Source organism: Streptomyces manipurensis, from assembly GCF_049570255.1.
GTDB lineage: Bacteria > Actinomycetota > Actinomycetes > Streptomycetales > Streptomycetaceae > Streptomyces > Streptomyces manipurensis.
In genome coordinates, this window is record NZ_CP186950.1 from 4737039 (window position 1) to 4751745 (window position 14707).

The 14707-nt window shown below is 73.0% G+C and carries 9 protein-coding genes; 3 read left to right on the forward strand and 6 right to left on the reverse strand.

Annotated elements, in window-relative coordinates; translation table 11 throughout:
• Nucleotides 1-131 precede the first annotated feature (131 nt).
• A complete protein-coding gene (locus ACPU2J_RS22080; RefSeq protein ID WP_420079710.1) occupies nt 132-2729 on the forward strand; it encodes a SpoIIE family protein phosphatase in 2598 nt (865 codons plus the stop codon).
• 55 nt (nt 2730-2784) lie between these two features.
• Here the strand turns inward: ACPU2J_RS22080 and ACPU2J_RS22085 are convergent, their stop codons facing one another.
• The 6 genes from ACPU2J_RS22085 to ACPU2J_RS22110 all read right to left on the reverse strand — a co-directional run bounded on the left by ACPU2J_RS22085 (nt 2785) and on the right by ACPU2J_RS22110 (nt 9771).
• On the reverse strand, nt 2785-3504 hold the full coding sequence (locus ACPU2J_RS22085) for a PspA/IM30 family protein (RefSeq protein WP_423833865.1): 720 nt from the start codon (nt 3502-3504) through the stop codon (nt 2785-2787).
• A 59-nt stretch (nt 3505-3563) separates the two neighbouring features.
• Nucleotides 3564-5684 carry a TPM domain-containing protein gene (locus ACPU2J_RS22090; RefSeq protein ID WP_423834994.1) on the reverse strand — a complete coding sequence of 707 codons (2121 nt, stop codon included), beginning with the start codon at nt 5682-5684 and terminating at the stop codon, nt 3564-3566.
• Between the two features lie 150 nt (nt 5685-5834).
• Nucleotides 5835-6611, reverse strand: a complete 777-nt coding sequence (locus tag ACPU2J_RS22095) for a succinate dehydrogenase/fumarate reductase iron-sulfur subunit (protein ID WP_361590475.1) — start codon at nt 6609-6611, stop codon at nt 5835-5837.
• The gene (locus ACPU2J_RS22100; protein ID WP_420079708.1) at nt 6611-8527 is read right to left on the reverse strand and encodes a fumarate reductase/succinate dehydrogenase flavoprotein subunit; all 1917 of its coding nucleotides are present in this window, start codon (nt 8525-8527) and stop codon (nt 6611-6613) included. The genes ACPU2J_RS22095 and ACPU2J_RS22100 overlap by 1 nt, the downstream gene beginning before the upstream one ends.
• Nucleotide 8528: 1 nt before the next feature.
• Nucleotides 8529-9353 (reverse strand): hypothetical protein, encoded by an 825-nt coding sequence (locus ACPU2J_RS22105; RefSeq protein WP_399815381.1) that lies wholly within the window; start codon nt 9351-9353, stop codon nt 8529-8531.
• Between the two features lie 193 nt (nt 9354-9546).
• Nucleotides 9547-9771 (reverse strand): hypothetical protein, encoded by a 225-nt coding sequence (locus tag ACPU2J_RS22110; protein WP_420079707.1) that lies wholly within the window; start codon nt 9769-9771, stop codon nt 9547-9549.
• A gap of 348 nt (nt 9772-10119) precedes the next feature.
• On the opposite strand from ACPU2J_RS22110, the gene ACPU2J_RS22115 reads away from it, so the two are divergent.
• Nucleotides 10120-12429, forward strand: a complete 2310-nt coding sequence (locus ACPU2J_RS22115) for an ABC transporter family substrate-binding protein (protein WP_423833866.1) — start codon at nt 10120-10122, stop codon at nt 12427-12429.
• A gap of 346 nt (nt 12430-12775) precedes the next feature.
• Complete coding sequence (gene typA / locus ACPU2J_RS22120) at nt 12776-14680, forward strand: translational GTPase TypA (RefSeq protein ID WP_046775998.1); 1905 nt, start codon at nt 12776-12778, stop codon at nt 14678-14680.
• Nucleotides 14681-14707 lie beyond the last annotated feature (27 nt).

A 14707-nucleotide genomic window follows, 5' to 3' on the forward strand; every position in this document is an offset into this window, starting at 1 on the left:
TGCTGTGATCGGGAACGCCGTGCCGTCCGGGGTCGTGGTGCTGAATACTGCCGTCATGGCCGGTCCGGTTGCGGTGAGCTGGAGGGGACGGTCGCGTGAGCGAAATACCTGCGCAGGCACATCAGGCCAATGTGCCTCGGGAGTCATGGCACGACGCCCTGTGGCACAGCAGTCCGCCTGGCTCGATATATGACTACATAAAGGTCGCGTCCTTCTCGATCGGCCCCGACGGGTACATCGATCAGTGGAGCCTGCGCGCCGAGGAACTGTTCGGCCTCACGGCCGCCCAGGCCGTCGGCCGGGACCCGGTCGACGCCTTCATGCCGCCCGAGTTGCGCGCCGACGCGCACCGCAAGGTCGCCGAGATCCTCGACGGCAAGGAGTGGACCGGCCTGATCCCCTTCCGGATCCCGGGCGGCAACGGCGCCCACGGCGTGGCCGAGATCTACGTGATGCCCACCCTGACCGAGACCTCGGAGCGGGCCGCGCTGTGCGTCGTCGTGGACGTACGCGCCCTGCGCCGCATCGAATCCGACCTCGCCGCCTCGCAAGCCATATTCGGCCAATCTCCTTTCGGATTCCTGCTCTTCGGCACCGACCTCACCGTGCAGCGCGCGAACCGCCGCTTCGCCACCGTCTTCGGCGGCCCCGCCGAGACCCACCGCGGCCGCACCGTCCACGACTACCTGCCGGCCCACGAGGCCGACCGGATGGCCGAGGCCCTGCGCCGCGTCCTGGACACCGGCGACTCCGTCACCGACCTGCGGATCACCGGGGCCACCCCGCGCAGCCGCGAGAACCGCCACTGGTCCATCAACCTCTACCGCGTCCACGGCGGCAGCGGACGCCCCATCGGCGTCGCCGGCATCGGCACCGACGTCACCCGCCGCCACCTCGCCGCCCGCGAGGCCGCCGGAGTACGGCGCAACCTCGCCCTCCTCAACGAGGCCGGGCACCGCATCGGCAACTCCCTCGACCTGGAGACCACCGCACGCGAACTCCTCGACGTCACCGTCCCGGGCTTCTGCGACCTGGCCGCCGTCGACCTCTACCAGGGACTGCTCCTCGGCGACGACGACAGCCCCGCCCGCCCGCAGGGCCCCGGCGTCCCCAGCCTGCCCGGCCAGGGACCCGCCCGGACCCCGTCCGCCGCACTGCGCCGCGTCGCCTTCGCGTCCGCCGTCTCCGACGCCCCGCTGTCCGGCCCCGGCGCCCTGGTCGCCGTCGGCGACATCCACCGCTACCCGGCGGCCTCCCCGGGCGCCCTCGCCCTGCGCACCGCACGGCCCCGGCTGATCGAGGGCGACAGCCCCGAGGACCTCGTACAGTCCACCCTGCTGGTGCCGATGGTCGCGCACGACACCGTCGTCGGCCTCGCCCAGTTCTCCCGCACGAAGGGCAGCGAACCCTTCGGCGAACGCGACCGGGCCGTGGCCGTCGAACTCGCCGCCCGCGCCGCCGTCTGCATCGACAACGCCCGCCTCTACCGGCGCGAGCACGAGCGCGCGCTGATCCTCCAGCGCAGCCTGCTGCCCCCCGGGGACCCGGAGGCGGCCGGCCTGGACATCGCCTGCCGCTACCTCCCGGGCAACGCGGCCACCGAGGTCGGCGGGGACTGGTTCGACGTGATCGAACTGCCCGGCCACCGCACCGCCCTGGTCGTCGGCGACGTCATGGGCCGCGGCCTGCGGGCCGCCGTCGCCATGGGCGAACTGCGCACCGCCGTACGCACCCTGGCCCTGCTCGACCTCGAACCGGCGGAGGTGCTCACCGCGCTCGACGAGATCGCGCGCGGCCTCGGCGCCCCCGGCGGCGCCCAGCAGGCCTCCCGGGCCGCCCTGCACTCCCGCGACTCCGACCGCTCGGAGGTCTACCTCGCCACCTGCGTGTACGCCGTCTACGACCCGGTGACCCGCCGCTGCACCATCGCCAACGCCGGCCACATGCCCCCGGTGCTGGTCTCGCCGACCCCCGACGACGGCTCCGGCGAGGACCGCGACCCCATGCCCGCCCTGCTGCTGGAGGTGCCGCCCGGCCTGCCGCTCGGGGTCGGCGGCGAACCCTTCGAGGAGGTCGAGGTCGAACTCCCCGAAGGCGCCCTGCTCGCCCTCTACACCGACGGGCTCGTGGAATCCCGCGACCACCCGCTGGAAGAGGGGCTGCGCGGCCTGCGCGCGGCCCTCGCCGACCCGGTCCGCCCCCTGGAGGACGTCTGCGACCACGTCCTCAACACCCTGGACACCCGGCACGGCGAGGACGACATCGCCCTGCTGATGGCACGGGTCCAGGGCCTGCCCGTCGACGCCGTCGGCGACTGGCAACTGCCCCGCGAAGCCCGGTCCGTGGGCCGCGCCCGCGAACTGGCCCGCGCCAAACTCCCCGCATGGGGCCTGGAAGGACTGCTGGACACCACGGAGCTGCTGGTCAGCGAGCTCGTCACCAACGCCCTGCGCTACGGGGAGGGCGAGATCCGGCTGCGGCTGCTGCTGGACCGGACCCTGGTGTGCGAGGTGTGGGACGCCAACCTGGTCCAGCCGCGCCGCCGCCGCGCCCGGGACACCGACGAGGGCGGCCGCGGCCTGCAGCTGGTGGGACTGCTCTCGGCGGGCTGGGGCACGCGCCGCACCCACCGCGGCAAGACCGTCTGGTTCGAGCTCCCGCTCCCCGGCGCGGCGCAGGACGCCGTCGTCGAACTCTCCGCGGAGCAGCTGCTCAACATGTACGGCTGACCGCCCACCCGCCCCCGGCCTGCCGGTCGGGGGCGGGGCGAGGCGGGTGGGTGCGCTAGGCGGCCTTCCCGGACTTGAGGGCGGCGAGGCGCGACTCGATCTCCGCGGTCTTCCCGAGGTCCTCCAGGGACTCGAACTGGGCGTCCAGCGAGGAGGCCGCGAGCTCCTGCTTGCCCAGCGCCATCGCCTCCTCCCGGCGCACCTTCTCCTCGAAGCGGCCGAGGTCGCTCGTCGGGTCCATGACGTCGATGTTCTTCACCGCGTCCAGCATCGTGTTCTGCGCCTCGGCGGTCCGGGACCGCGCCACCAGCTCGTCCCGCTTGGCCTGGAGCTCGGTCAGCTTGTTCCGCATCGAGTCCAGCCCCGACTTCAGCTTGTCGACCACCTCCGTCTGCGCCGCGATCGTCGGCTCGGCCGTCTTCGCCTCCTTCTCCGACTGCAGCTGCCGGCCCAGCGCCACCTTCGCCAGGTTGTCGAAGCGGTCGGCCTCCGTCGCCGACCCCGACTCCCGCAGCCCGTCCGCCCGCCGGCTTGCCGCCAGGGCCTTGGCGCCCCACTCGGCGGCCGCGTCCACGTCCTCCTTGTGGTCCGCCTCCAGCATCCGCAGGTTCCCGATCGTGGTCGCGACCGCCTGCTCCGCCTCCGAGATGTTGTTGGTGTAGTCCCGGATCAGCTGGTCCAGCATCTTCTGCGGGTCCTCCGCCTGGTCCAGCAGCGCGTTGATGTTGGCCTTGGCCAGCTGGGTGACCCGCCCGAGGATGGTCTGCTTGCTCATGATCGGTCTCTCCAGGTGAGGGATGGTGGTGGTCCGTGCCCGCGCGACCGCGGCACCGTTCAGAAGCGGCCGCCCCCGCCCATCCGGCCGCGGGTCCCGCCGCCGCCGAAGGACCCCGGACCGCTGCCCCCGCCGCCTCCGAAACCTCCCCCGAAGCCCCCGCCTCCCCTGCCGCCCCCGCCTCCGAAGCCGCCCCGCAGGATCTCGCCGAGGATGATTCCGCCCAGCACGGCCCCGCCCTGACCGCCGCCGCGCCGGCCCGCGTACGGGTCCTGGTACCCCCGTACGTCCTGCTCCGCCAGCTGCTGGGCCTGCCGGGCCAGCGCGTCCGCCTGCTGCGCCTCCGCCAGCGCCCCCGCCGGGTCCGAGGCCGCCAGGGCCCCCGCCCGCTCCAGGTGCCGGCCCGCCTCCGCGAGCCGGGTGCGGGCCTGGCTGCCCACCGCGCCCCTGCTCGTCGTGACGTAGTCCGTCGCCGCGTCGATCGCACTGCGTGCCGACAGCACGGCCTGGTCGAGCAGGGCCGCCGCCCGCTGCCGCCCCGACTCCCGCTCCCGCGCCCCGGCCAGCGCCTCGTCCAGCGCCGCGTCGGCCTCCTCCACCCGGCGCAGCGCGCCCAGCGGGTCGTACCGGCCGGCCGCCACCTCCCGCCGTACGTCCGCCACCACGGACTCCGCCCGGCCGATGCGCCCGCGCAGGTCCGCCGTCGAGGTGCCTTCCGGGGTGCCCGACAGCAGGCCGCGGGCGTCCGCCAGGTCGGTCTCCGTCTCGGTCAGCGACCCCGGCAGCTTCCCGGCCGCCTCCGCCAGCTCCTGCGCCCGCCGCTCGATCGCGTCCATCAGGGTCGCCGCCTGGTCCACCGCACCCTCCGCGGCCCGCACGTGCACGGCCGTCGTACCGTTCTCGCCCGCGTCCAGGGCCGCATGGGCCTGCCCCAGACGGGTCGCCGTGAACAGCAGCCGGTCCTCGGCCTGTTCGGCGTTGGAGGCCACGGGCGCGGAAGCGGCGTCCGCGTACCGCCCGGCCAGCGCCGTCAGCGTCGCCCGCGCCGTGGTGGTGCGCCCGGTCAGCTCCAGATAGCGCGCCTCCACGACCGCCAGCGCCTGCGCGGCGTTCTTCTCCAGGTCCCGCAGCCGGTCGAAGGCCGCCGCCTCCGCGTCCAGGCGCCGGTTGGCCTCCGTGCAGCGGGCGACGATCTCGTCCAGCATCCGCCGCCGCGTCGCGTCGTCCTCCGGGTAGGCGTCGTCGAGCTGCTGGCGCAGCCGGAAGGCGTGCGTCAGCTCGTCCTTGGCATGGGCCACGGCCTGCGTGAACGGCTCCGCCGCCTCCTCGCCGAACTGCGCCGACGCGAAGCCGAGTTCCTCCGTGCTGGTGCGCACCGCGTCGTCCGTCTCCACCAGCAGCGCCTTCGCCCTGCCGTCCAGCTCCGCCAGCGGGAGCCGGTCCGGAGCCCCCTCGGGCCAGCCCGGTCCGGTCGTCGTACCGCGGCCGCCGCCCGCGGCGTCCTTGCGCCTGCGGCGGCTGTACGCGTACACCCCGAGCGCCCCCGCCGCACCGACCGCGATCACCGGCAGGACGAAGTCCCCGGCCCCGCTCTCACCGCTCCCGCCGCCGGGGTCGGCCGGGCCGGGCGTGATGGTCGGGGCGGGCACCGGCTCGCCGCCGAGGACGGCGTCGTACCCGTTCGCGGCGCCGATCGCCGCGCCCGCCCAGTCGTTCTGCCGGAGGGCCGGCTCGATGGCGGTCCGCGCCACCTCGGCCAGCTGCCGCTCGGTGAACCCGGAGTCCACGTCGGCCGAATAGGCGTACTGGCGTTCGCCGGTCGCCACGGCCAGCAGCACGTCGTCCTGCCCGAGGCCGTTGCGCTGGGCGGTGGCGTCGGCCCAGCCCTGCGGGGAGCGCCCCGAGAAGTCCCGGACGTACGCCACGAAGAGCTGGATCCGCCGGTCGGCGTACAGCTTGTCCAGGGCGGCCGTGACCGACGGCCTGCGGTCGCCGAGCGCCCCGACCAGGTCGGTGATCTGCCCCTGCTCCGACAGGGCCACGGGATCCTCGGCCCGTGCGGCCGGAGCCCCGGCCACCAGGGGAGCGCCGACGGCCAGCAGCGCCGCGGCGAGCGCGAGCGCGGCCCGTACGGACCTCACGGCGACGGTGCGCCCCTGCGTCCTGCTCCTCGGCGGCATCACATTTGGGAGGGTATGGGTGGCTCTTGGCTCCCGCATCCGGAGTCACCGGAGGTGGCCGCCCCCGCTCCGGCCGCCCGGCCCCTCCGGCCGGTGCCGCCCGGCCCCGTGCGGCGCGGACGTCGCGCACGGGGCCGGCCGGGCACCGGGTCAGCGGCCGTCGGAGCGCCGCCGGATCCGGCTGCCCAGCCACACCAGCGGGTCGTACTTGCGGTCCACCGCCCGCTCCTTCAGCGGGATCAGGGCGTTGTCGGTGATCGCGATGCCCTCGGGGCAGACCTCCGTGCAGCACTTGGTGATGTTGCAGTAGCCCAGCCCGTGCTCCTCCTGCGCCGCCCGCCCGCGGTCCAGGCCCGCCTCGCGCGCCGCGTCCAGCGGGTGCATGTCCAGCTCCGCCACCCGCATCAGGAAACGCGGACCGGCGAAGGCGCCCTTGTTCTCCTCGTGGTCACGCACCACGTGGCAGGTGTCCTGGCACAGGAAGCACTCGATGCACTTGCGGAACTCCTGCGAGCGCTCCACGTCCACCTGCTGCATCCGGTACGCACCCGGGGCGACCCCCTCCGGCGGCACGAACGCCGGCACCTCCCGCGCCTTCGCGTAGTTGAAGGACACGTCCGTGACCAGGTCGCGGACGACCGGGAACGCACGCAGCGGGGTGATCGTGACCGTCTCGGACCGCTCGAAGGTCGACATCCGCGTCATGCACATCAGCCGCGGCCTGCCGTTGACCTCCGCACTGCACGAGCCGCACTTGCCCGCCTTGCAGTTCCAGCGCACCGCCAGGTCCGGGGCCTGGGTGGCCTGGAGCCGGTGCACGATGTCGAGGACCACCTCGCCCTCGTGCACCTCGACGGTGAAGTCCCGCAGCCCGCCGCCCTCGGCGTCGCCCCGCCAGATCCGGAAGCCCGCCTCGTACGCACTCATCAGTGGAGCTCCTCTTCGGCGAGGTACTTGACCAGCTCTTCCTTCTCGAACAGCGCGAGCAGGTCCGGGCGGATGGGTTCGGTACGGGTCCGGACGAGCGTGATCCGGTCGGCCGCCGGGTCCGCCGGGACCGGGTCCACCGGCCGGCACAGCAGGTTCACCGGGCGCCAGTCGCGCTCCATCGCCGGGCAGTCCTCCCGGGTGTGGCCGCCCCGGCTCTCGGTGCGCTCCAGCGCCGCGCGGGCCACGCACTCGCTGACGAGGAGCATGTTGCGCAGGTCCAGGGCGAGGTGCCAGCCCGGGTTGAACTGCCGGTGCCCCTCGACCCCCGCGCGCGACGCCCGTACCCGCAGAGCCGCCAGCCGCTCCAGTGCCTCGGCCATCTCCCCCTCCCGGCGGATGATCCCGACCAGGTCGTTCATGGTCGTCTGGAGCTCCTGGTGCAGGGTGTACGGGTTCTCCGCGCCCTCGGCCGCGTGGAACGGCGCCAGCGCCTCCGCGGCCGCCGCGTCGATCTCCGCCTGGGAGACCACCGGGGGCCGGTCGCGCAGGCCCGCCGCGTGGCCGGCCGCGTGCAGCCCGGCCCGCCGCCCGAAGACCAGCAGGTCGGACAGGGAATTGCCGCCCAGCCGGTTGGAGCCGTGCATGCCGCCCGCCACCTCGCCCGCCGCGAACAGGCCGGGCACCCCGACCGTGGCCGCGGTCTCGGAGTCGACGGCGATCCCGCCCATCACGTAGTGGCAGGTCGGGCCGACCTCCATCGCCTCCGCCGTGATGTCCACGTCCGCCAGCTCCTTGAACTGGTGGTACATCGACGGCAGCCGCCGCCTGATCCGCTCGGCCGGCATCCGGGTGGACACGTCGAGGTAGACCCCGCCGTGCGGGGAGCCGCGCCCCGCCTTCACCTCGGAGTTGATAGCGCGCGCCACCTCGTCGCGGGGCAGCAGCTCGGGCGGGCGCCGGTTGTGGTCCGGGTCCTCGTACCAGCGGTCGCCCTCCTCCTCCGTCTCCGCGTACTTCTCCTTGAAGACGTCGGGGACGTAGTCGAACATGAACCGCCTGCCCTCGGAGTTGCGCAGCACCCCGCCGTCGCCGCGCACGGACTCCGTGACCAGGATCCCCTTCACCGACGGCGGCCAGACCATGCCCGTCGGGTGGAACTGCACGAACTCCATGTTCAGCAGGGGCGCCCCGGCGAGCAGGGCCAGCGCGTGGCCGTCGCCGGTGTACTCCCAGGAGTTCGAGGTGGTCTTGAAGGACTTGCCGATCCCGCCGGTGGCCAGCACGACCGCGGGGGCCTCCAGGACGAAGAAGCGGCCGGACTCGCGCTCGTAGCAGAAGGTGCCCGAGACCCTCGGCCCGTCCTTCGGGCCGTGGTCCTTCAGAACCCTGGTGACCGTGCACTCCTGGAAGACCTTGAGCCGGGCCTCGTGGTCCCCGTGCTCCCTGAAGTCCTCCTGCTGGAGGGCGACGATCTTCTGCTGGAGGGTGCGGATCAGCTCCAGGCCGGTGCGGTCGCCGACGTGCGCGAGCCGGGGGTACTCGTGCCCGCCGAAGTTGCGCTGCGAGATCCTGCCGTCGGGCGTGCGGTCGAAGAGCGCGCCCCAGGTCTCCAGCTCCCACACCCGGTCCGGGGCCTCCTTGGCGTGGAGCTCGGCCATCCGCCACTGGTTGAGGAACTTGCCCCCGCGCATGGTGTCGCGGAAGTGCACCTGCCAGTTGTCGCCCTCGTTGACGTTGCCCATGGAGGCCGCGATACCGCCCTCCGCCATCACGGTGTGGGCCTTGCCGAACAGGGACTTGCAGATCACCGCCGTACGGGCGCCCCGCTCGCGGGCCTCGATCGCGGCGCGCAGCCCCGCACCGCCCGCCCCGACCACGACGACGTCCCACTGCTGCCGTTCCACTTGGGTCATGTCAAAAGATCCTCGGGTCGGTGATGGCGCCGCTCGCGAGCAGGTAGACGTAGAAGTCGCAGAGGGCCACGCTGATCAGGGAGGCCCAGGCCAGCTGCATGTGGCGGGAGTTGAGCCGGCTGACCCAGCCCCAGAGGCGGTAGCGCACCGGGTGCCTGGAGAAGTGCTTCAGCCGGCCGCCCATGACGTGCCGACAGGAGTGGCAGGACAGCGTGTACGCCCAGATCAGCGCGATGTTGACGAGGAACAGCAGGGTGCCGAGGCCCATGTGGCCCCACGCGTAGTGCTCGTCGCGGAAGGTCAGCACCGTGTCGTAGGTGAGGATGCCGGCGACGGGCACGGCCGCGTAGAAGAAGTACCGGTGGGCGTTCTGGACGATCAGCGGGAAGCGGGTCTCGCCGGTGTACCTCGTGTGCGGTTCGGCGACGGCGCAGGCGGGCGGTGAGGCCCAGAAGCCCCGGTAGTAGGCCTTGCGGTAGTAGTAGCAGGTCAGCCGGAAGCCGAGCGGGAAGACGAGGATCAGCAGGGCGGGGGACAGGCCCCACCAGCTGCCGAAGAGGTCCCAGTTGGGGCCGCCGCGCATCTCCTGGCAGTTCTCCGCGAGGCACGGGGAGTAGAACGGGGAGACGTACGGGGCCGCGTAGTAGTCGGCGTTCGCGAAGGCCCGCCAGGTCGAGTACACGATGAAGGCGAGCAGCCCGGCCGCGGTGCCGGCGGGGGCGAGCCACCACCGGTCGGTCCGCAGGTGCCGGGCCGCGATCGCGGCCCGCGAGGCGTCGTGGACGCCGCCGGGCCGCTGCTGGGGTCGTTCCGTGCCTGTGGCCAAAGGGGACTCCGGGAGGAGTGGAGGAGGGGTGGCCCGGGAGGCCCGGCCGCGGGCGGCCGGGCCCGGTGGATGCGGGCGTGGACGGGCGGTGCGGAGGGTGCGCGGGGTGCGTGGGCGGGGCCGCCGGGCGTTGCCGACGGCCGCCGGGGGACGCCTGCGGTGCCCGACGGACGGTCGGAGGCCGCCGGGGCCGTCAGGGGGCGCGGCGGTCGCGGGCGCCCAGGCCCTCGTCGTCGGCGTCCGTCCACAGGGAGCTGTCGTACGGGGTGTCGGGGACGGTCACCATCCCCGACGGGTGCGGTGTCGGCGGCGCCGCGGCCTTGCTCCGGCCAGCGGCCTGCCGCTCCAGCCGTTCGACCTTGCGGGTCAGCTCGTCCAGGGTGCGCCGAACGGCAGTCAGATCGTCGTGCAGGGACATGATTTGCCCTCACTTCCGCCAGGGTGCGGTGGCAACGCTCATGTGCGCCTGAGAGTGTCGTGCCTCCTGTCCCCGGTTGTGAAGGGGCGTGCAGCGATTGCGGGCGCGCAGGCGTGATCCGTGCGCCCCTCCCGGGAGGCCGTTCCCGGGCTCCTCGCGGTGGGGCGGGTCCGGCCCCCGGACGGGGGATTGGTCCGCACGGGTGGGGTTCGCGGCGTGGCGAGAGTCGGCTGCGGAGGGTGCGGAGCGGCGTGGATTTCAGTGGGTTCCGGCAACCGGTGTGATCAGCTCCATATACCGCCGAACGTGATCACGCCTCCCCCAAGCCCCGCCCCGGAGGTACCACCCATGTCCCAGAGAAGGCGCAGGTCCTTGGCGCTCCTGACCTCGGGAGTCCTCGCACTGCCGCTGCTCGCGGGCTGCGGCGCGGGTGACGACGAGGGCGGCCCGGCCGCAGCAGGGCAGGACATCGCCACGACCGCCCGCGAGAAGGTCGCGGACGGGGGTGTGCTGCGCTGGGCGGTGGACGGCCTGCCGGACACCCTCAACGCCTTCCAGGCCGACGCCGGGACCACCACCAACAGGATCGCGGGGGCGGTCCTGCCCCACCTGTTCGTGCTGGACGCCAAGGGGCGGCCGGTGGCCAATCCCGACTACCTGGAGAAGGCCGAGGTCGTCGAGCGGGAGCCGAAGCAGGTCGTCCTGTACAAGCTGAACCAGCAGGCGGTGTGGAGCGACGGCCGCGAGATCGGAGCTCCCGACTTCGTGGCCCAGTGGCGGGCGCTGAACGGCAAGGACTCGGCGTACTGGACGGCGCGCAACGCCGGCTACGACCGCATCGAGAAGATCGAGCGGGGCAAGACCGACCTGGAGGTCAGGGTCACCTTCGCCAAGCCGTACGCGGACTGGCGCTCGCTGTTCTCGCCGCTCTACCCGAAGCAGGTCATGGGCACCCCCGACGCCTTCAACGAGGGCGCCCGCGGCGCGCTGAAGGTCACCGCGGGACCCTTCGCGCTCGGGGCGATCGACAAGAAGGCCGGCACCGCCGCCCTGACCCGCAATCCGCGTTGGTGGGGCCGGCCGGCGAAGCTGGACACCCTGCTGCTGACGGCGGTGGCACGGGCCGACCGCCCGGCGGCGCTCGCCTCCGGGAAGCTCGACATGGCGGAGATCGACCGGGCGGGCGCCGAGCGGATCGCGCTGGCCCGCAGGGACGCCGCGGGCAAGAGCGGGCCGGGGGCGGGCGGGGCCCCGGCGCACGGTCCGGGCGCGGCGCTGACCCCGGCGCAGGCGACGCTGTCGTGGGCGATCGCGTTCGGCGCGGACGAGGACAAGGCCGCGGCGGAGCAGGAGACCCGCACCAAGCACGTCGAGTCCGTGAAGCGGTACGCCGACGAGCAGACGGCCCTGCGGCGCTTCTCGGTCCGCAAGTCCCTGGAGCCCGCCTACACCCAGCTGGCGATGAACGGCTCCTCCGGCCCACTGGCGGACGAGCGGGTGCGCCGGGCGGTGGCCCGGGCCCTGGACCGCCAGGCGCTGGCCGAGCTGGTGCTCAAGCCGCTCGGCCTGCCGGCGAAGCCGGTCGGCAGCCACCTGGCCCTGGCCGGCCAGCAGGCGTACGCGGACAACAGCGGGGCCCTCGGCGGCCAGGACACGAACGCGGCGCAGGCCCTGCTGACGGACGCGGGCTGGCGCCGGGGCGGCAAGATCACCGAGCCGGTGGGCGCCAAGGCCGGCCCGGAGAGCGCGCCCGAGGACGACGGGAAGACCCCGTCCGGCCCGGGGACGGGCAACGACGGCCTGTACATCGTGGGCCAGGACGACGGGGCAAACGGCGAGCAGGAGGCCGCGCCGGCCGTCGGCGCCGCCGGGAGCGGGGACGCGGACGCGGCGGAGCGGACCTCCCCGGTGCTCGCCCCGGCACCCTTCGCCGCGGGGCAGTCGGCCTCGCTGCTGGCCCAGGCGGCCGCGGTCGGGACCGCCGACGGCGCCGCGGACGACGACGGCAAGAGCACGGCGCGCGAGCGCGACGGGGCCGACCCGGCGAAGGCCTCGCAGCCCCCGGCCGAGCAGGCCACCCGTACCTCGGGGGCGATGCTCGCCAAGGACGGCAAGCCGCTCACCCTGCGCTTCGTCGTCCCGGCCGGACCCGGCTCGGAGTCGCTGCGCACGGTCGGCGAGCGGATCGCGCAGATGCTGAAGAAGCTCGGGGTGGCCACGGAGACGACCAAGGTGGCCGACGACAGCTTCTTCAAGGACCACGTGGCCTCCGGCCAGTACGACCTGGCGCTGTACTCCTGGCCGACGACGGCGTTCCCCGCCACCGACGCCCGGCCGATCTTCGCCAAGCCGGAGCCGGCCGCGGACGGCTCGCTGCTCGTCGAGCAGAACTACACCCGGGTCGGGACCGACCACATCGACCAGCTGTTCGACCAGGCGCTCGGCGAGCTGGACGAGCAGCAGGCCCGCGAGCTGATGCGCAAGGCGGACGCCCGGATCTGGGCCGCGGCGGGCTCCATCCCGCTCTACCAGCGCCCCGAGCTGGTGGCCGTCAAGCCGGGCGTGGTGAACGCGGGCGCCTTCGGTCTCGGTGCTCCGCGCTACCAGGACATCGGCTGGAAGAAGGCCGCGTCCGCCAAGGACAAGGCGAAGAAGTAGCCGCGGGGAGCGGCAGGAGAAGATGTGGTGACAAAGCGGTGCCTGTCAGGTTGACCCGCCGGTCACAAGCTCAGATGTGACTCAAGTCCCTTGCCCGCCGGATCTCCGGCGGGCAAGGTCGTGTACACCCGTTGACCCGCAGGTTTTCCGGCCGGCGCAGCGGTCCGAGCCCCCCACCTCCTGCTCGGCCGCGCTCATTCGTCCGGCCCCTTGACAGACCCCCCGGCAGGCAGTTCCCGTCATTCGACGTACCATGGGGTAAGGCCGTGGCAGGTTTTCCGCCCGGCAGAGGCTCGCGTGCCAGGCCGTACGCGACGCCATCCACGATCCCGGGAGAAGCGCCGAAGTGCCCACGCGCCACGACATCCGTAACGTCGCCATCGTCGCCCACGTCGACCATGGCAAGACGACCATCGTCGATGCCATGCTCAAGCAGGCCGGTGCCTTCGCCGCCCACCAGCAGCTCGACGACCGCATGATGGACTCGAACGACCTGGAGCGTGAGAAGGGCATCACGATCCTCGCCAAGAACACGGCGGTGAAGTATCACCCCAAGGACGGCGGGGCCCCGATCACGATCAACATCATCGACACCCCCGGCCACGCCGACTTCGGTGGCGAGGTCGAGCGCGGTCTGTCGATGGTCGACGCCGTCGTCCTGCTGGTGGACGCCTCCGAGGGTCCGCTGCCGCAGACCCGCTTCGTGCTCCGCAAGGCGCTCCAGCAGCGCAAGCCGGTCATCCTCTGCATCAACAAGACGGACCGCCCGGACTCCCGGATCGACGAGGTCGTCAACGAGACCTACGACCTGTTCCTGGACCTGGACGCCGACGAGGACCAGATCGAGTTCCCGATCGTCTACGCCTGCGGCCGTGACGGCATCGCCTCGCTGACCAAGCCGGAGGACGGCACCGTCCCCGCCGACAGCGAGAACCTGGAGCCGTTCTTCTCCACCATCCTGGAGCACGTCCCGGCCCCGGTGTACGACGAGGAGGCCCCCCTCCAGGCCCACGTCACCAACCTGGACGCCGACAACTTCCTCGGCCGCATCGCGCTGCTCCGCGTCGAGCAGGGCGAGCTGCGCAAGGGCCAGACCGTGGCCTGGATCAAGCGCGACGGCTCGATCTCCAACGTCCGCATCACCGAGCTGATGATGACCGAGGCGCTCACCCGCAAGCCGGCCGAGGTCGCCGGCCCCGGTGACATCTGCGCCGTCGCCGGTATCCCCGAGATCATGATCGGCGAGACCCTGGCCGACCCGGAGAACCCGATCGCCCTGCCGCTGATCACGGTGGACGAGCCGGCCATCTCCATGGTCATCGGCACCAACACCTCCCCGATGGTCGGCCGCGGCGGCTCCGGCAAGGGCGCGGACGCCAAGGCCGCGGTCAAGGACCGCAAGGTCACCGCCCGCCAGGTCAAGGACCGCCTGGACCGCGAGCTCATCGGCAACGTCTCGCTCCGCGTCCTCGACACCGAGCGCCCGGACGCCTGGGAGGTCCAGGGCCGCGGTGAGCTCGCGCTGGCGATCCTCGTCGAGCAGATGCGCCGCGAGGGCTTCGAGCTGACCATCGGCAAGCCGCAGGTCGTCACGCGCGAGATCGACGGCAAGGTGCACGAGCCGGTCGAGCGCATGACGATCGACGTGCCCGAGGAGCACATGGGCGCCGTCACGCAGCTCATGGGCGTCCGCAAGGGCCGCATGGACAACATGTCGAACCACGGCTCCGGCTGGGTCCGTATGGAGTTCGTCGTCCCGTCCCGCGGCCTCATCGGCTTCCGTACGGAGTTCCTGACGCAGACCCGCGGCACCGGCATCGGCCACTCGATCCACGAGGGCCACGAGCCGTGGTTCGGCCAGCTGGTCACCCGTAACAACGGCTCCCTGGTCGCCGACCGCGCCGGTGCGGTCACCGCGTTCGCGATGACCAACCTCCAGGAGCGCGGGGTGCTGTTCACCGACCCCGGCACCGAGGTGTACGAGGGCATGATCGTCGGCGAGAACTCCCGCGCCGACGACATGGACGTGAACATCACCAAGGAGAAGAAGCTCACCAACATGCGCTCCTCCTCCGCCGACAGCTTCGAGGCGATCGTCCCGCCGCGGAAGCTGTCCCTGGAGCAGTCCCTGGAGTTCTGCCGCGACGACGAGTGCGTCGAGGTGACCCCCGAGGCCGTCCGCATCCGCAAGGTCGTCCTGGACCAGAAGGAGCGCTCGCGCACCGCGTCGCGCGCCAAGTCCGCCAAGTAGTACGCGAGTTCGGTCCGCCGTTCCCGG